The following is a 19,132-nucleotide window of genomic DNA, read 5'->3' as shown; positions in this document are numbered from 1 at the left end:
ATACCATGCTCCAAATTAAGATGTGTTTTTATGATCATGCTACAATAAAGGAAAATGATTTCAAAGAAAAAGGGCTTAAAATGAAAACTTTTGAAGTGATGATTCAAACCGATTCAGAAGGGTATTTGGACGCTAAATTTGGCGGTAACGCTCCTAGGGGGTTTCTTAACCCAAACGGCTTACCCACTTATTCGCCTAAAATCTCATGGCAAAAAGTGGAAGGCGCTAAAAGCTATGCGTTAGAACTCATCGATCATGACGCACAAAAAGTGTGCGGCATGCCGTTTGTCCATTGGGTCGTGGGCAATATTTCTTACAATGTCTTAGAAGAAAACGCTTCCATGATGGATAAAAGGATCACTCAAGGGGTCAATTCGCTCACTCAAGGCTTTATCCGTTCCTCTCTTAATGAAAGCGAAAAACAACGCTCCAATCTCAACAACAGCGTCTATATCGGCCCCATGCCTCCTAATGGCGATCACCATTACTTGATTCAAGTGTATGCTCTAGACATTCCTAAACTGGAATTAAAAGCCCCTTTTTTCTTAGGCGATTTGCATGACAAAATGCGCAACCATATCATCGCCATAGGGAGAAAGGAATTTTTATACAAGCAGTTTGTAAGGAAATAGGCTATAAGCTTGTAGGTTTAGTTCAATGAACCTACAAATAGAGCATGGAAGCAAAAAACGATGATTGATTTAAGGCAAGCGGAATTTTTGATATACCTCTAAAATCCTCTTTTCATCTAGCATGCTTTCTTCAATCCTTGTGCCTATCAAATCGGCATGGCGTTTTTTGAATTCTTTTAAAGGGATCAAATCGTCATAAACGATAGCGTTTCGCCTCTTTTTAGCCAAAGGGAAGTGCCATTGCACCATTTCCTTATCTTTAATATGGTGTTTATCTTTAAGCTTTAGGACTTCATAACTTTCATCATTGTAGCGCCAAATTTCAAAAGGCTCGCAATCGTTATACAATAACCAATGATCCCCCCATGCGTCTAAAAACCCAAAATCCCCACTATTACACACAAACACTTCAAAATCTCGCACCACAAAATTAATGCGCGAATACATCACAACCTCTTTAATGCTCTTAGGGATATAAAAACTTTCATAAAGCTTTTTAGCGTCATAGATATGATCGCAATCAATTTTTACTACCCACTCATTTTTAGGGATAAAAGAAAGCGTATAATTAGAGTAATGATAAAATTGGTGCCACAAACTCGGGCAATCCTTTAGCATGACTTCATAAGGATAGCTGATAGGGATAAATGAGGGGAACTTTTTACAAAACTCTAAAACCACTTCTTTAGAGCCATCATCGCAATCATTAAAACCAATGACCCCCCTTTGAACGGCAGGAAGCATAGAAAACAAACTCTCTTCTAAAGTAACGATTTCGTTTTTGACTCTAATAAAAGCCCATGGGTTTAGAGGGCTTTTAGGGTTTTGACTTTTTTTATCATAGTCAAAATAACCTGAATGCGTGGGATTGGGTAGAGTTAAAGTGGGATGGATAACCCTATCTTCTAAATGCCCCCCCCCCATAATTATAATTAAGAGAACTATTTTTATAAATACTCTTATTGCGTTCAATGAAATATTCATTATTTAAAGAGACGATAGCTAAAAACACGCTTTCTTGATGGTCATGGTTGAATAAAGCTTTTTCTTGAAGAGAATGAAGTTTTTTAGCCTCCAACATTTCCTTAATTTCATGATTGATTTCATCATAAATGTTTTTGGCCCCTTTTAAACTACGAATATATCTAACCACAAAAGGCATTCTCTCTTTAATAAAACCCTTGATTTTATTTTTTAACCCCATAAAAACTCCTAATTGGAATAAAAACGCTATTAAAAGCAAAATCTCATTATACTACACTCCCGCTACATTTTTAAAACGCTCCCTAACTTCCTTATCCAATTCTAGCACTTCTTCTAAACTAGAGAGCTTGAAAGATTTTTTAGCATACAATTCTAAGGCTTGAGAAATGGTTTTGATAAGGCCACCAAAAGCGATTTCTTGATTCAAAAACTTCTCCATCGCCACCTCATTGCTCGCATTCAACACCACGCCAAGCTTAGGGTTTTCTAGCAACAAGTCTTTATAGCACCACAAAGTGTAGCGCTCCATGCTAATGGGTTCAAATTTAATCGCACTTAAAGCGTATAAATCTAAGGGCTTGATGGAAGCGTTCAACGAAGCGAATTTGGGGTTAATGGCGTAGCTTATGGGTAGTTTCATGTCTGCGCTCGCTAAATGCGCGATGACAGAGTTGTCTTCAAACTCCACCAAAGCATGCACGATAGAACTTCTTTCAATCAGCGCGTCAATCTTTAAAGACGCGCCAAAAAGCCAATAGGTTTCTAAAATTTCAAAAAGTTTATTGACCATGCTCGCTGAATCAATGGTGATTTTATCCCCCATGCTCCAATTAGGGTGCTTGAGCGCGTTTTGCACGTTTTGAATAGCGATAAGATCTAAGGGCGTGTCTCTAAAAGCCCCCCCACTCGCGCTAATGATTAAGGATTTAGGCTTTAAAGTCTTGTTTTGCAACAACGCCCACAAACCAAAATGCTCGCTATCAATGGGCGTGATTTGTGAAATGTCTAACAAATGCCCAGCGCTTACCAAGCTCTCTTTATTCGCTAGGGCTAGTTTTTTGTTCCTTTGTAAGCTTTTAAAGCTCGCTTTCAATCCGGCCACGCCCACAATGGCGTTAAGGACTAAATTGGAAACGCACTCCTCTATCATCGCATCAATGCCCTCTAGCCCTACAAACACTTCCGCGCCCAAAGGCTCTAAATCATTCAAATCGCTAGGATCAAAGATCGCTACTTTCTTGGGTTTGAAAATTTGGATTTGCTCATTGATTAAAGCGATATTTTTCCCACAGCTTAAGGCTTCTATTTCTACGCCAAATTTTTTTGCGATTTTAAGGGCGTTTTTCCCGATAGAGCCGGTGCTTCCTAAAACAACCATTCAATCCCCTAAAAACACCGCCGTCTCTTTCCAAACTTCTAAAAAATACAACAGCACATGCAAGCTCAAAGCCCCAAAAAGCATGGAATCCAATCGGTCTAAAACGCCCCCATGCCCGGGTAAAATCTTACCGCTATCTTTGATCCCGGCCTTTCTTTTCAAATAGCTTTCATACAAATCCCCAAACACCGCCATAAGAGCGATTAAAAAACTAAAAAAGAGTGCCATAAGAAAGCCTCCGCTCAATTTCCCCATGCCCACAAACGATCCCAAAACGCTCGCCAAAACAACGCCAATGAACGCGCCCTCTAAGGTTTTATTCGGCGAAGTGGCTGTGAAAGGGGTTTTGCCTAAAAGCTTGCCTCCAAAAAACGCCCCCACATCGCTTGCCACCACCACGACTAAAAGCCAAATGATCGCTACCGCACCAAAATCCTTATAAACCCCAAAAAGCGCAAAAAACCCAACGCCCGGGTATAAAAAGGGTAAAATGGCTTCGCTATGGTGCGCTTTTTGATAAGCGATGACGCTAGCCATGACCATCGCGCTGATAAGAGCGCATTCTACAGGATGCCCGTTAAAATACGCCGCCACCCATGACAACACTAAAATGAGATACAAGCTAAAGCTTGCTTTGACCTGGAACAACCTTAACGCTTCAGAAAACCCTACCGCATAAATCCCCCCTAAAACCGCCCAAAACAACAACAAATTGTCCGCATACAAAATCAAGCCTGCTACAATGATTAAAACAAACCCTGTAATGTAACGAGACTTTTCTTTAAATAACTCTTCTTTCACTTTTTTCCTTAATCAATTAAATATTAACGAAACCAAAAAATAGCTAAACATGCTAATCAAAACAACGCCCACCAAATTAAGCCACAAACCGGCTTTAATCATGTCCGTTATTTTAACATACCCAGAGCCATAAGCTATTGCATTGGGTGGGGTGGCTACAGGGAGCATGAACGCGCAAGTCGCGCTCAAAGCTACAGGAATGGTCAATAACAAGCTTTGGTGGTTTTCATAACCCATGCCCATCGCCACCCCTCCAATCACCGGCAAAAACGCCGCAGCAGTGGCGGTGTTAGAAGTGATTTCGGTTAAGAAGATGACCATTAAAGTGACCATGACAATGATGAATAAAATCGGTAAATGCGAAAAGCCAGAAACCAAATGCCCGATCCACAAACTCAACCCGGTTTTAGAAAATTGCGCGCTCAAAGCCAACCCGCCACCAAATAAAAGTAGCACGTCCCAAGGGAGTTTTTTAGCAATATCCCAATCAATGAGCCTATCGCCCTGATGGTTAGCTGGCAAAATGAATAAAAGCGCAGAAACCCCCATAGCGATCACGGAATCAATTTTATCTATCTTAATGCCCCAAGCTTTTAACATTACGCCCAAAAAAATCCACCCTAAAGACGCCAAGATAAAAATAACGCCCACCGAGATTTCCGCCTGACTCAAACGGCCTAATTTTTTTAACTCCACCCTAATGACTTCCTTGCCCCCTGGGATTTCTTTAATCTTTAAAGGGAAAATCACATAAGTGAGCAAGAGCCACGCTAAAATGAGCATGATAAAGGCTAACGGCGTCCCAAACACCATCCACTGAGCGAAATCAATTTCAATATTGAAAGCGGTTTTCATATAGCCGGCCAATAAAGCGTTAGGCGGCGTGCCAATCAAAGTGCCTAAAGAGCCAATAGAAGCCGCATAAGCGATGCCAAGCATCAAGCAAATACTGAAATTCGTGCGATAGATAGTCGTCTTTTCTTGAATGACTTGAGTAATGTCTTTACCCTTATGCACGATATTACCCATAATACCCCCATGCGCTTTGGTGATTTCTTCTTTTTGATACCATGAATTAGAGGCGTTTTCTTTGCCCACCAGTTTAGTGACTAATTGCAAAACGCTCATGCCAACAGGGAGCATCATCACCGCCGTTGCAGTATTGCTCACCCACATAGACAGAAAGCCTGTAGCTATCATGAAACCTAAAATCAATCTCCTAGGGCTTGTGCCTACCAATAAAATAATGCTTAAAGCGATGCGCGTGTGCAAGTTCCATTTTTGCATGCTTAAAGCTAAAATAAACCCTCCCATAAAAAGAAAGATAATCGGCGATGCGTAAGAAGAGCTAACGCTAGCGAATTGATCCACGCTAAAGACGCTAAAAAGCACCAAAGGTAAAAGCGCGGTTGCAGGCAAGTCAATGGCTTCAGTCATCCACCATATCCCCATTAAAACAGCCACCCCAGCCACAACAGGCATCGCTTTATAATTTAAGGAATTAAGCTTGGGGATTTCTTCTACAATGTGAGGCATTTGAGCGTTTAAAGCGTAATAGATAATAAGTGCGATTAACGCTCCTCCTATAAGACCAAACAAGCGCACGATCTTAGTGCTTTTATCATCGGCGCGCGTATCGGTATGCGTATTGGCATGCGAATGATTTTCCATTTTATTTTACCCTTTAAAATTACTAACCTACATGCTACAATAAAACTTTTTCAAAACTAAGATTTTAGAAAAATCATATCAAAATAGGAAAAAGAGTGGTAAAAGAAAGTGATATTTTAGTGGTTGGTGGGGGGCATGCAGGCATTGAAGCGAGCTTGATTGCGGCTAAAATGGGGGCTAGGGTGCATTTAATCACCATGCTCATAGACACGATCGGTTTAGCGAGCTGTAATCCGGCCATTGGGGGCTTGGGTAAAGGGCATTTGACTAAAGAAGTGGATGTTTTAGGGGGGGCTATGGGGATTATTACGGATCATAGCGGTTTGCAATATCGTGTGTTAAACGCTTCTAAAGGGCCGGCGGTTAGGGGGACTAGAGCGCAAATTGATATGGACACTTACCGCATTTTGGCAAGAAATCTCGTTTTAAACACCCCTAATTTGAGCGTCTCTCAAGAAATGACCGAAAGTTTAATCCTTGAAAACGATGAGGTAGTGGGCGTAACCACGAACATTAACAACACTTATAGAGCTAAAAAAGTGATCATCACCACAGGCACTTTTTTAAAAGGGGTGGTGCATATTGGCGAGCACCAAAACCAAAACGGGCGCTTTGGGGAAAACGCTTCTAATTCTTTAGCCTTGAATTTAAGGGAGCTTGGCTTTAAGGTGGAGAGGTTAAAAACCGGCACTTGCCCAAGAGTGGCGGGCAATAGCATTAACTTTGAAGGCTTAGAAGAGCATTTTGGGGACACAAACCCTCCCTATTTCAGCTATAAAACCAAAGATTTTAACCCCACCCAACTCTCATGCTTTATCACTTACACTAACCCCATTACCCATCAAATCATTAGGGATAATTTCCACCGAGCCCCCCTATTTAGCGGTCAAATTGAAGGCATAGGCCCAAGGTATTGCCCTAGCATTGAAGATAAAATCAACCGCTTCAGCGAAAAAGAACGCCACCAGCTGTTTTTAGAACCTCAAACCATCCACAAAAGCGAATATTATATCAACGGCTTAAGCACCTCTTTACCCCTAGATGTGCAAGAAAAGGTCATTCACTCTATCAAAGGCTTAGAAAACGCCCTTATCACGCGCTATGGCTATGCGATAGAGTATGATTTTATCCAGCCCACAGAATTGACCCACACTTTAGAAACCAAAAAAATCAAAGGGCTTTATTTGGCCGGGCAAATCAACGGGACTACCGGCTATGAAGAAGCGGCGGCTCAAGGGCTTATGGCTGGGATTAATGCGGTATTAGCCTTAAAGAATCAAGACCCCTTTATTTTAAAGCGCAATGAAGCTTATATTGGCGTTTTGATTGATGATTTGGTGACTAAAGGCACGAATGAGCCTTACAGAATGTTTACCAGCCGAGCCGAATACCGCTTGCTTTTAAGAGAGGACAACACGCTTTTTAGATTAGGCGAACATGCCTATCGTTTAGGGCTTATGGAAGAGGATTTTTATAAGGAATTAGAAAAAGACAAACAAGCAATACAAGAAAACTTGAAACGCCTTAAAGAATGCGTCCTTACCCCTAGTAAAGAAGTGTTAAAACGCTTGAACGAATTAGATGAAAACCCTATCAATGACAAGGTTGATGGCGTTAGCCTTTTAGCGCGCGATAGTTTTAATATAGAAAAAATGCGCTCCTTTTTTAGCTTTTTAGCCCCCTTGAATGAGCGGGTTTTAGAGCAGATTAAAATCGAATGCAAATATAATATTTACATTAAAAAGCAACACGAAAATATCGCTAAAATGGATAGCATGCTCAAAGTTTCTATCCCTAAAGGTTTTGTGTTTAAAGGCATTCCAGGCTTAAGCTTAGAAGCGGTAGAAAAGTTAGAAAAATTCCGCCCTAAAAGCCTTTTTGAAGCCTCAGAAATCAGCGGGATCACCCCGGCGAATTTAGACGTTTTGCATTTATACATCCATTTGCGAAAAAACTCTTAAAGGATTTTTAATGAACGCTTTAGAAATCACCCAAAAGCTCATCAGCTACCCCACCATTACGCCCAAAGAATGCGGTATTTTTGAATACATTAAATCGCTTTTTCCTGCTTTTAAAACCCTAGAATGTAGGGAAAATGGCGTGAAAAACCTTTTTTTATACCACATTTTTAACCCTCCCAAAGAGCATGCAAAAAAAGAACATGCAAAAGAAAAGCATGCAAAAGAAAATGTTAAGCCCTTGCATTTTTGCTTTGCGGGGCATATTGATGTCGTGCCTCCTGGAGATCATTGGCAAAGCGATCCCTTTAAACCCATCATTAAAGAGGGGTTTTTATACGGCCGTGGGGCACAAGATATGAAGGGGGGCGTGGGGGCGTTTTTGAGCGCGAGTTTAAATTTTAACCCTAAAACCCCTTTTTTGCTTTCTATGTTACTCACAAGCGATGAAGAAGGGCCAGGGATTTTTGGCACAAAACTCATGTTAGAAAAGCTCAAAGAAAAAGATTTATTGCCCCATATGGCGATTGTGGCTGAACCCACTTGCGAAAAAATCCTAGGCGATAGCATCAAAATTGGCCGAAGAGGCTCTATTAATGGCAAACTCATTTTAAAAGGCACTCAAGGGCATGTGGCTTACCCGCAAAAATGCCAAAACCCCATTGATGCGCTCGCTTCTGTTTTGCCTTCGATTTCAGGAGTTCATTTAGACGATGGCGATGAGTGTTTTGACCCTTCAAAATTGGTCATCACCAACTTGCATGCAGGGTTAGGGGCTAATAATGTTACACCAGGGAGCGTAGAAATTACCTTTAATGCGCGCCATTCTTTAAAAACCACCAAAGAGAGTTTGAAAGAATATTTAGAAACGGTTTTGAAAGATTTGCCTTATACTTTAGAATTAGAATCAAGCAGTTCGCCTTTCATCACGGCTTCTCATTCAAAGCTTACTAGCGTTTTACAAGAAAATATTTTAAAGACATGCCGCACCACCCCCCTTTTAAACACCAAAGGCGGCACGAGCGATGCGCGATTTTTTAGCGCTCACGGCATAGAAGTGGTGGAATTTGGCGTGATTAATGATAGGATCCATGCCGTTGATGAAAGGGTGAGCTTGAAGGAATTAGAGCTTTTAGAAAAAGTGTTTTTGGGGGTTTTGGAGGATTTAAGCGAAAAATAAATGGAATAGGGTAGTCGTTTTAATTGGGTTTTTGTTTTTAGCGCCAATGATCTTTTAGCCGATACCAAACCGACTCAAGCTTTAAGCGCACTTGCAACCCATTTGTTGTAGCCTTTATAAGAGTGGGGCAATGCTTAACAAAATAACCAAATCTCGCTATAATCTTTTGGTCCTTTTTTGTTTTTGCAGTTTTTACATGCTCCTGTTGTTAAAAATTAAATTTCTTAAGGGGCTCTTACCAAGCCACTCTTAAAGGGGTAGCTCAATCAACTTTTTAAAACAAACTCTTTTAATACAGCTTTATTCTCACTAATATCCCCTATCGCATGGCAATCCAGCTCAAGCGTTGGAACGCGCTTAAAAGAGAAGCAATTCTCAATCATTTTCTTTATTTTACCAATAAAATGGTATTCAATAAGGCTTTAATCGTCAATATTTGATTATAATTACAAAGGATTACATTTTTTTAATAAGAGATATATCATGTTAGGGAGTGTTAAAAAAACCCTTTTTGGGGTCTTGTGTTTGGGTGCATTGTGTTTGAGAGGGTTAATGGCAGAGCCAGACGCTAAAGAACTTGTTAATTTAGGTATAGAAAGCGTGAAGAAACAAGATTTCGCTCAAGCTAAAGCGCATTTTGAAAAAGCGTGTGAGTTAAAAGAAGGCTTTGGGTGTGTTTTTTTAGGGGCGTTTTATGAAGAAGGGAAAGGAGTGGGAAAAGACTTGAAAAAAGCCATTCAATTTTACACTAAAGGTTGTGAATTAAATGATGGTTATGGGTGCCGCCTACTAGGAAATTTATACTATAACGGACAAGGCGTTTCTAAAGACGCCAAAAAAGCCTCACAATATTACTCTAAATCTTGTGAATTGAACCATGCTGAAGGGTGTACGGTATTAGGAAGCTTACACCATTATGGCGTAGGCACGCCTAAGGATTTAAGAAAGGCTCTTGATTTGTATGAAAAAGCTTGCGATTTAAAAGACAGCCCCGGGTGTATTAATGCAGGATACATGTATGGTGTGGCAAAGAATTTTAAGGAGGCTATCGTTCGTTATTCTAAAGCATGCGAATTAAAAGATGGTAGGGGGTGTTATAATTTAGGGGTTATGCAATACAACGCCCAAGGCACAGCAAAGGATGAGAAGCAAGCGGTAGAAAACTTTAAAAAAGGCTGCAAATCAAGCGTTAAAGAAGCATGCGACGCTCTTAAGGAATTAAAAATAGAGCTTTAGTTTCAATAAAGTTAAGCTAAACGCTGCGTTTAGCTGGCTTTTACGCTTTTTATATTTTAAAAAATAGGGTTTTAGCTACTTGGTTTTAAACTCTTAAGAGAATAGGGGTATTTTGAAATAATTTTCCCCTACAACCCCAACTAAATCCCCCAAGACCGCTTTTTAACCCCTACAACGCCTTCAATAGCACGCTATTTAAACGCTCATTAAAACTTTTAGCGTCTTTTAAAGCCCCTTTTTCTAAAAGCTTCGCCCCATCATAAAGCAACCAGATAAAAGCGCTCAACTGCTCTTTATCTTCGCATTTTAAGAGTTTTTGCAAAATCGCATGGTTAGGGTTTAATTCTAAAGTTTTCTTGCTTTCAGGCACGCTTTGCCCCATTTGACGCATCCAATTAGCCATCATCGCATTTGGTTCATCGCCTATTAAAGCCACCGCTGAAGTGAGATGATTAGAAAGCTCTACGCCCTTGATCTCATCTTTAAGATTTTCTTCAAACGCTTTCATTAAATCTTTAAACTGATCTTTTACCTCATCATGGATTTCTTCCAAGCCAAGCTCTTTCAAACTCTCGCTATGGCTAGCGTCTTTAAAGGGCGTTTTATCGTATTCATTCACGCCTGGCATCACAAACGCATCAATTTCATCGCTCAATAACAAAACATCATAGCCCTTTTGAGCGTATTTTTCTAAAAGCGGGGACACCTTTAGTAAGTCTAAATTTTCGCCTAAAAGGTAGTAAATGCTTTTTTGATTTTCTTTTAAATTTTCTTTGTATTCTTTTAAAGAAATCAATTTTTCTTTGTCTTTAGAATAGAATCTTAACAATTCTAAAAGTTTTTCTTTGTTTTCAAAATCCCCATACAAGCCTTCTTTTAACACTTTCCCAAAAGGCTCATAGAATTTATGGTAATTTTTTTCATCCTTGCTCAAGCGCTCAATCTCGCTTAAAATCTTTTTCACTGAAGCCGAACGGATATTGGCTAAAATCTTGTTTTGCTGCAAGATTTCACGACTCACGTTCAAGGGCAAATCTTCGCTGTCAATCACGCCTTTAACAAACCTCAAATAAGACGGCAACAATTCTTTGTCATCATCAGTGATAAACACCCTTTTAACATAAAGTTTGACCCCGCTTTTATAATCCACCCTAAACAAATCAAAGGGCGCTTTGCTAGGGATGTAAAAAAGCGTTGTGTATTCTAAAGAGCCTTCCACTTTATTATGGATATAACTCAAAGGCTCGCTGTTATCATGCACAAACGATTGGTAAAAGTCTTTGTAATCCTTTTCTTTCAATTCGCTCTTATTCATTTTCCATAAAGCGCTCGCTTGATTGATTTGCTCGCATTTTTCTTCTTTAACCTCTTTTTTATTATCCCCTTCGCCCTCAAATTTCGTATCGGTGTAAGTTAAAAAAATAGGGAAAGGGATATGCTCAGAATACTTTTTAACAATGCCATCAATCTCCCAACGGCTCGCAAAATGAGAATCTTCATCTTTTAAAAAGAGGGTGATTTCTGTGCCTTGCTCCTCTTTAACGCATTCGCTGATTTCAAACTTGCCCTTACCATCGCTCACCCATGCATACGCTTGCTCGCTGGTTACTTTTTTGGTTTGAACGACAATCTTACTCGCTACCATGAACGCCGAATAAAAGCCCACGCCAAACTGGCCAATCAGCGCGCTATCTTTTTTCTTATCCCCACTCAAAGCGCTTAAAAAACTCTTCGTGCCTGATTTAGCGATCGTGCCTAAATGCTCGATGAGATCGCTTTTATCCATGCCTATACCATTGTCTTTAATCGTTAAGGTCTTTTTCTGGCTATCAAAACCCAAATGAATGCTAGGCGTGATATTGAGCCCTTTTAATTTCTCATCGGTTAGCATCAAATAATTCAGCTTGTCCAAAGCGTCGCTCGCGTTAGAAATCAACTCCCTTAAAAAAATCTCTTTATTAGAATACAAAGAGTGGATCATCAAATCCAAAAGCTGGTTGATTTCAGTTTGAAAGGTGTATTCTTGATTAGACATTGATCTTTTCCTTTAATAAAATTTTTAAGATTATACAATAAAAGCGCGCTTAAAAGGGGGATTCTATGGCTTAAAAAATAACATGAAAGAATGTTTGATTCCTTAAAAACGATAACTCATAGAACTCATCAAATAGCTTCTGTTTTGAATGGTTTGAGCGAAATCAGGGTTATAACCGCTTGTAAAAAACCCTACCTTATAACCCTTATGCATCGTGATTTGATAGCCATTAACCATTAGCATGAAATAGATATGTTTTTTAAGGTTATATTTAAAAGTAACCCCTAAGCTTTGCGCATCAGCCCTTTGGGAATAGGTCAATTTCCCATACAATTGCACCAAAAGATTCTTAATGCTCTTCCCTACAAAAGCGTTAATCGTTATGGAATTAGCGTTGTAAAAATTGGAATAAGCGTCTTCATAAGGGGTGTCATCTTTCGTGTCATAAAAAGGATCCGCTGGCGAGCCGTTCCAGCCTAATTGAACGCTCCCGTTCCCAAAATTCTTATACACGCTCCAGCCAAAACGATAAGAGCGGAAATTCACTCTTTGAAACACAAACAAAGCCGCGCTTTTTTTACCCACTAAAGCGGCTCTGTAATAATCTTTAGACAAATAATCGCTATAAAAGGGGAACCATGCGTAAAAAGTCGTTTGGATGCGCCAAAGAGATTTCCAATAAGACTTTGTGTCATGGGTGATTTCAAATCCAGGAGCGTTAAAATTCTTAGGGTAAAACCAAATAAAAGGCGCGATCCTAATGTATTTATTTTCGTAAATGAGATTGAAATTGTGCATGCCGTAGTTGATTTTTTGCTTGTAATTGACAGGAGCGTAAAAATCCCTAATGTATTGCTCATTGGCTAAAGCCCTTCCAAAGGTGCTAAACCACTCTATCCTAAACTTTTTCCACCGGTAAAAAATCTCAAACCCTTGATTAAACCCGCTCAAAAACAAAGCCTTAGAAGGGTAACGCCCTAGTTTAATCCCAAAAATGTCCTTATATTGATAATCTAAATACAAATTGTATAACACATAAGGCCTGGCGTTTTGAGCCTTTTGCTCTCTGGTCCAATTTTGGCTGTGTTGCATCAAATAGCCCTCCCATCGCCCCATGTAATACCAGTTCGCTGGCTGAAACCCTGCCTTAGGGTTGGCTTCATCAATCAAAAATTTCGTGGAATCATAAGCTAACGCTCCTATTTCGCCCCCTACCCCAAAACCCAATTTGTGGTTTTCAATCCCTTTAGGGAGCAAACTAACATCAATTTGTAAGGCCCCGGTAGTGGTTACTCCCTGTAGGGTAAATCCCTTTTTTGGAATTGATGATTGATTGATTCAAAGCGATGCGCGAAAACGATCCCACTCTAGCACTCACTTGATACTCAAAAGCGCTGAGAAAAACCCCATGCAAAGCCAAAAACCCTAGCCAAACTTTTTGATTAAGCACCCTTTTTACCAAACGCCTTTTTATTGAAGTTTAATATTATGCCATAAAACAAACTCGCCATTTTGGTTTTGAAAAAAAAAAAAAAAACGATAAGATTACAAAAATCCCCCTTTTTAGCGGGTTCAATTTCAAGATTTAAGGATTGCGCATGCAAGAGATTATCCCTATTGTGGTGGTTTTTGATAATAATTATTGTATCCTTGCTGGTGTGAGTTTGTATTCCATGCTAGCGAACGCTAAACGAGAGAGAGAGAGTAAAACTCTTTTATCAAATCCATTGTTTGGTGGAGGGTTTAAGCGCTGAAAATATAGCCAAATTAGAAGAAACGATCGCTCCTTTTAGCGCTTTTTCCAGTATAGAGTTTTTGGATATTTCTAATGAAGAATTAGAACCACGCCACAATTATTACAAGCTTGACGCTTTAATAGCTAATGAAATTAAAAAATTGTATTTAAAACTCAATGCTTTTTCGCAAAAACGCTTTTCTAAAATGATCATGTGCCGTTTCTTTTTTGCCTCCCTTTTCCCCCAATACGATAAGATGATCATGTTTGATGTGGATACTTTGTTTGTGGATGATATTAGCGAGAGCTTTTTTATCCCCCTTGAAACGCATTATTTTGGGGCTGTGAGGGAAAAAGATTTGATCGCTATAAACAGGAATTCGGCTAAGGATTTATACGAATTACGCCAAATGCACGCAAAAACTATCGGCGTTGCTGACGCTTTCCCTAATTTAGAAGAAGCGCAAATCCTTTTTGACAACTACTTTAACACCGGGTTTTTAGCCTTAAATTTAAAATTGTGGCGTGAAGAAAATCTGGAAAACCAATTGATTGCCTTTTTCATTTTGAAAAATGAAAAACTTTTATTTACCGATCAAGACGCTTTGTGTTTTGTGTGCCGTGGGAGGATTTTAGAACTGCCTTATTCATACAACGCCCACCCCAGTTTCCTTGATACGCCCTCATTCCCTAGCATCAAAGAAGCGCGCATGCTGCATTTTTGGGGCGATAAACCCTGGAAACTCTTAAGCGTCATTGGCGCGAAAAAATGGCATGAAGTTTTGATTGAAACGCCTTTTAAAGACGCCTATTTTAACGCTCCCTTTTTAGATCACCTCTTTGAATCCCTTCAAAACAAAGACAAAGAAACCCAAGAAATCCACGCTCTTAATAAAATCCTATCTTTTTCAAACAAGCGGTATTCTTTTGAATTCCTTCTGCCCAGGCTTTCTTCTAAACTCCTTGTAGGATTTTTGCTTTTTAAGATCAAACAAAAAGTAAAGCGATTGGTTAAAAAAATACTAAAAGTGTTTTTTAAAATTTAACACAAAAGGGCTTGACGCTAAGTCAAGCGGTATTTTCTTAAAAAAGCGGTCTTTCAAAACTAATGCGAATAAGCATGCGTTTGTGTGGGCTGGATGTCCTTATTATCGGCTAGTTTTTCCTTTTCCACTCTCTCTAAAAAAGCGCTCAAATCCTTTGCCATTTTTTCAAAAATCTTAGCGCTCACGCTACTAGGGTGAGAGATCACAATCGGTTCGCCCTTATCCCCCCCTAAACGCACTTTAGGCTCTAAAGGGAGCTTGGCTAAAATCTGCGTGTTATAAGCCTCTAATAATCCGCTCATGGAATTTGAGCCAAAAATCTCGCTCTCTTTCTTGCAATGCTCGCACACAAAACTCCCCATATTTTCTACAATGCCCGCAATAGGAATGTGTAGTTTCTTAAACATGTCCAAACTCCGTTTAGCATCATCTAAACTCACTATTTGGGGCGTAGTAACGGTGATTCCTGCGCTCAAAGGCACGGCTTGGGCTAGCGTGAGCTGTGCATCGCCTGTCCCTGGGGGCATATCCACCACCAGCACGTCTAAATCCCCCCAAATAATATCGCTTAGCATCTGCTCAATCGCTCGCATGAGCATGGGCCCTCTCCAAATGAGACTCTGCCCCTCATCATACAAAAGCCCCATGCTCATCACAGAAACGCCAAAAGCTTTTAAAGGAATGAGTTTTTTACCGCTAGGATCCATGATCACATCAGCGTTTTGTAAGCCCATCATTCTAGGGATATTAGGGCCATACACATCAGCGTCTAGTAACCCCACTTTTTGGTTTAAATTCGCTAGAGCGATGCTTAAATTCACGCTAGTGGTGCTTTTACCCACACCGCCCTTGCCCGAGCTTATCATCACTACATGCTTGATGTTTTTAGCCAAATTTTTAGTAGTGGGCTTTGGGGTTTGCGGTTTAGGCGGGGTTTTAATATCCAAATTCAAAGCTTTCACGCCTTTTTCTTGCATCGCTTTGGAGATATTTTCCCTTAAAATCGCGCTCGTTTCTTCAGAGCTTGAGGGGATTTCTATTAAAAGCCCTAATTGGTTGTCATGCAAGGTGATGTTTTTAACAAAACCAAAGCTGACAATATCCTTTTCAAAATTAGGGTAAATGATCGTTTTTAACGCGTTTAAGACATCTTCTTGGGTGAGCATTTTAATCCTTAAAATGATAGTATTTGAATTTTCTTTATAGCATGTTTTGTTTAATTTTGCATCATCAATTAAATTTGCGTTTTCAAAAAGGATAGGGCATGGAATTTTATAAGCGTGTTTTGAAATTGCACCATTTTAGGAATTTGGGTAGAAAATCGCCCACAGAATTGCCTTTAAATTCAAGTTTTGAAAAACATGGGGGGTTGGTGATCTTAGTGGGGGAAAATAATGTCGGCAAAAGCAATGTTTTAGAAGCTTTAAAAATCTTTAATGATGCGGATATTAAACTTTGTAATGAAGAAGATTATTTCAAACCCCATGAAAAAGATTCCCTTTTAAGTTTAGAAGAAGAAACAATCCTTGATCACAAAATCACAGGTTTTTCTTGCGTGGATTTGAGGATCCAATCTAAAGAGATCAGTTGTAATTTAAAGGAATTATCAAAAACGCTGATCAGCTATCCTTTTGAAAAACATGTAGAAGCTTTAGGGGAACAATGCAGTAACTTCGTTTCTATTCCCACTAACAATAACGACTATTCAAATATTTGCACTCTTGTGAGTAATTTTATAAATCTTATCATCTCTTACAACACATTAAAACCATTTTTAGATTTTTACAAAGAAAAATTAAAATTGAGCGAGCTTGTAACTGAATATGCCAACGCAACCAACAATCTGTTTTTCAAAGAATTAATCAAACATGTAAGCGGTAATAGCGAATGGATTAAAAATTTTTGTCAGTGCATCAAAGAAATCATAAAGTGCAATACGCCTGATAAAAAATACAACACAGATGAATTTTTTGTCATGGGGCAACACAAACAAAACCAATTAGCAAAAATTTATTCTTATTTTAAAAAACTTAGTGAAGGTGAAATCAAACCACAAAATGAAGACATCTTAAAAAAGCTAAAAGGTTTAGATGAAATTTTTAAGACTACCGACTTTGATGAAAAATTTGCACCAAAAATTAAAGTTTTACAAAATGAACAATCTCAAGAAATACCATCAGAGTTGATTAAGGATATTACTAAAGAAATAGATGAAAAATACCCTATCAATGAAAATTTTAAACAGCAATTTAGAACATTCCGGTTAAATATAGGCAACCTTAAAAAGAAAATTAAAAATTCTTTAAAATACCTTGAAAAAACAAGAGAGGATTTTGAGCGAAAAAAAGAGCGATTGATCCGAGAAATTGAAAATGACTGCAAAAATCAAAAAGTGCTAAAGTTTAATTATGATGTTTTATTGGATAATATCCAACAAATATGCAAAAATTATATAGCAAGCCATGTTGTTAATGATGCATCTAAAGATGTGAAATACATGATGTGTCAGCTTTATTTGAAAAAGATAGATTTATTAGTCAATTCAGAAATCGAACAATACAGATACAATGATTTTCTTGAATCAGCAAGAAAATTTCTGTGGGAAGACATAAAAACTTTAGATGAAACAAGCAACGCTCGTTTGTTCCCTAAAAATATTGATGAAATCAAAGATAAATTTGAAGCAAACAAGGAAAAAGTCAAACAAAGCAAAAACTATTTTGAGTTCGCAGAATATTGCCGAGAGTGTAACCCTTATACAGCGTTTCAAAACTTAAGAAATAAAGTTCAATTCCCTTTAAGCGGTGGTTTATCTTATAAGTCTTACAAACTCGTGCCAACCATGAAAGAATACAAAGAGCCAAAAATCACAGATAACGACTTTAAGGCTGTATTATTTACTTGCATTGATTATTCTTCCCCTTCTGAATTTAACCAATCAGATTGGTTCTTTAGAAGTTCATTGTTTAGGAAAATGGACTTTCACCCTAATGCAATTTGGAATACTTTTGGGAACATTTTGAATTATAAAAATTTTGATCAAAAAAATTTAAAATATGAGCAAGCGTTACAAATAATGTTTGATAAAAATAATGATTTAGAAATTTATTCTATTTATAATAAATCGTTTGTTATCCCTAAAAAATACTTGCAAGAAATAGACCAAGAATTACTAAAAGAGATCAGACAATCAGAATTTCCTTTTAATATTGAAGCAAAAGGCGAATGCGATAACAATGTATGTCAACTTGAATTTTTTAACAATAAAAACTCTCTTTTATTTAAGGTAAATTTTACAGAAATATTAGAAAATCTTGCAGAAATTTTAGAATACAACATGCAATTAAAAATAGATTCTTTAATTACAAAAGAATTTAATGAGCTTTTAGCGATCGCTGAAGATAGTCCCCAAGATAGTTACCAATTAAAAATTCATGTCCGACACAATAACAAATTTTATGATTATTCAAAGGAATCTACGGCATATGAAATAAAACTTGAAATTCATGATTGCAGAAAATCTGATAATCAAAATGAGCCAATTATCTTAAGCCAGCAAAGCACCGGCTTCCAATGGGCGTTTAATTTCATGTTTGGTTTTCTCTATTATGTGGGATCACATTTTAGTTTTAACAAGAATATCATCTATGTCATGGACGAGCCAGTCACTCCTTTGAGCGTGCCAGCCAGAAAGGAATTCAGGAAGTTTTTAAAAGAATACGCTCATAAAAATCATGTTACTTTTGTTTTAGCCACCCATGACCCCTTTTTAGTGGATACGGATCATTTAGATGAAATAAGGATTGTAGAAAAAGAAACAGAAAGCTCTGTAATCAAGAATCACTTTAACTATCCTCTAAATAATGCGGGCAAAGACTCCGACGCCTTGTATCAAATCAAACGCTCTTTAGGGGTGGGTCAGCATGTTTTTCATAACCCAAAAAAACACCGGATCATTTTTGTGGAAGGCATCACGAATTATTGTTATTTGAGCGCTTTTAAATTGTATTTCAATAAGCATAATCCACAATTCAAAGATAACCCCATTCCTTTCACTTTCTTACCCATTTCAGGGCTTAAAAACAATCCAAACAAGATGAAAGAAACCATTCAAAAACTCTGCGAGTTAGACAATCACCCCATTGTTTTGACAGATGATGACAGAAAATGCGTTTTTAACCAAAACGCAAAAAGCGAACAATTTAAAAACGCTAATGAAGAAATGCATGATCCCATCACAATCCTACAACTCTCAAAATGCGATGAAAATTTCAAACAAATTGAAGATTGTTTCAGCGCAAACGATAGAAAAAAATACGCTAAAAATAAGCGAATGGAATTGGCCATGGCGTTCAAAACAAGGCTTTTGTATGGCGGAAAAGATGCGGTAGAAAAACAAACAAAAAGAAATTTTTTAAAATTATTCAAATGGGTTGCATGGGCTACAAACTTGATCAAAAACTAAACGCAACAAAC

General features: G+C 38.3%; 13 protein-coding genes and 2 pseudogenes. 7 read left to right on the top strand and 8 right to left on the bottom strand.

The features are described from left to right. The first annotated feature begins 5 nt into the window (after positions 1-5). Positions 6-632, top strand: a complete 627-nt coding sequence (locus tag BZK24_RS03170; RefSeq protein WP_171972383.1) for a YbhB/YbcL family Raf kinase inhibitor-like protein — start codon at positions 6-8, stop codon at positions 630-632. A gap of 69 nt (positions 633-701) precedes the next feature. Here the strand turns inward: BZK24_RS03170 and BZK24_RS03165 are convergent, their stop codons facing one another. Genes BZK24_RS03165 through BZK24_RS03150 form a run of 5 tightly spaced genes read right to left on the bottom strand, consistent with a single transcriptional unit; the run spans position 702 to position 5,466 of the window. Further along, positions 702-1,556, bottom strand: coding sequence for a beta-1,4-N-acetylgalactosamyltransferase (locus BZK24_RS03165; RefSeq protein ID WP_171972382.1), 855 nt, complete (start codon positions 1,554-1,556; stop codon positions 702-704). After that, positions 1,531-1,836: a beta-1,4-N-acetylgalactosaminyltransferase gene (locus BZK24_RS09345; RefSeq protein ID WP_171972381.1), complete on the bottom strand. Its 306-nt coding sequence runs from the start codon at positions 1,834-1,836 to the stop codon at positions 1,531-1,533. Before BZK24_RS09345 ends, BZK24_RS03165 begins: the two co-directional genes overlap by 26 nt. A 51-nt stretch (positions 1,837-1,887) precedes the next feature. Further along, on the bottom strand, positions 1,888-2,994 hold the full coding sequence (dxr, locus tag BZK24_RS03160; protein WP_077656547.1) for a 1-deoxy-D-xylulose-5-phosphate reductoisomerase: 1,107 nt from the start codon (positions 2,992-2,994) through the stop codon (positions 1,888-1,890). After that, on the bottom strand, positions 2,995-3,795 hold the full coding sequence (locus BZK24_RS03155; protein WP_077656546.1) for a phosphatidate cytidylyltransferase: 801 nt from the start codon (positions 3,793-3,795) through the stop codon (positions 2,995-2,997). It lies immediately after the preceding gene. A 12-nt stretch (positions 3,796-3,807) separates the two neighbouring features. After that, the gene (locus BZK24_RS03150; RefSeq protein WP_077656545.1) at positions 3,808-5,466 is read right to left on the bottom strand and encodes an SLC13 family permease; all 1,659 of its coding nucleotides are present in this window, start codon (positions 5,464-5,466) and stop codon (positions 3,808-3,810) included. A gap of 95 nt (positions 5,467-5,561) precedes the next feature. Between BZK24_RS03150 and mnmG the strand changes: the two genes are divergently transcribed. From mnmG to hcpA, 3 genes are all read left to right on the top strand, one after another. Further along, positions 5,562-7,427, top strand: a complete 1,866-nt coding sequence (gene mnmG, locus BZK24_RS03145) for a tRNA uridine-5-carboxymethylaminomethyl(34) synthesis enzyme MnmG (RefSeq protein WP_077656544.1) — start codon at positions 5,562-5,564, stop codon at positions 7,425-7,427. A gap of 10 nt (positions 7,428-7,437) precedes the next feature. Continuing rightward, complete coding sequence (gene dapE / locus BZK24_RS03140; RefSeq protein WP_000992409.1) at positions 7,438-8,604, top strand: succinyl-diaminopimelate desuccinylase; 1,167 nt, start codon at positions 7,438-7,440, stop codon at positions 8,602-8,604. Between the two features lie 483 nt (positions 8,605-9,087). After that, positions 9,088-9,840: a Sel1-like repeat protein HcpA gene (gene hcpA / locus BZK24_RS03135; protein ID WP_000901643.1), complete on the top strand. Its 753-nt coding sequence runs from the start codon at positions 9,088-9,090 to the stop codon at positions 9,838-9,840. Between the two features lie 169 nt (positions 9,841-10,009). On the opposite strand, the gene htpG is transcribed toward hcpA, so the two are convergent. Both htpG and BZK24_RS03125 read right to left on the bottom strand, forming a co-directional pair. Continuing rightward, positions 10,010-11,875 carry a molecular chaperone HtpG gene (gene htpG, locus BZK24_RS03130; RefSeq protein ID WP_077656543.1) on the bottom strand — a complete coding sequence of 622 codons (1,866 nt, stop codon included), beginning with the start codon at positions 11,873-11,875 and terminating at the stop codon, positions 10,010-10,012. A gap of 102 nt (positions 11,876-11,977) precedes the next feature. Continuing rightward, a pseudogene (locus tag BZK24_RS03125) lies at positions 11,978-13,386 on the bottom strand (outer membrane family protein). Between the two features lie 87 nt (positions 13,387-13,473). Here BZK24_RS03125 and BZK24_RS09565 point away from each other — a divergent pair. Further along, on the top strand, positions 13,474-13,629 hold the full coding sequence (locus BZK24_RS09565; RefSeq protein WP_077656542.1) for a glycosyltransferase family 8 protein: 156 nt from the start codon (positions 13,474-13,476) through the stop codon (positions 13,627-13,629). Further along, positions 13,610-14,656, top strand: a complete 1,047-nt coding sequence (locus tag BZK24_RS03115; RefSeq protein WP_242423415.1) for a glycosyltransferase family 8 protein — start codon at positions 13,610-13,612, stop codon at positions 14,654-14,656. Before BZK24_RS09565 ends, BZK24_RS03115 begins: the two co-directional genes overlap by 20 nt. A gap of 59 nt (positions 14,657-14,715) precedes the next feature. Here BZK24_RS03115 and BZK24_RS03110 read toward each other — a convergent pair. Then, positions 14,716-15,956, bottom strand: a pseudogene (locus BZK24_RS03110) (Mrp/NBP35 family ATP-binding protein). Here BZK24_RS03110 and BZK24_RS03105 point away from each other — a divergent pair. Next, entirely contained in the window at positions 15,921-19,121 is a 3,201-nt protein-coding gene (locus BZK24_RS03105) for an AAA family ATPase (RefSeq protein ID WP_077656540.1), read from the top strand. The pseudogene BZK24_RS03110 and the gene BZK24_RS03105 overlap by 36 nt on opposite strands. The last annotated feature ends 11 nt before the right edge of the window (positions 19,122-19,132 follow it).

It is taken from the genome of Helicobacter pylori, assembly GCF_001998165.1.
GTDB lineage: Bacteria > Campylobacterota > Campylobacteria > Campylobacterales > Helicobacteraceae > Helicobacter > Helicobacter pylori_DL.
The sequence above is the reverse complement of the archived record's forward strand: the minus strand, read 5'-3'. Positions and strand labels throughout refer to the sequence as shown.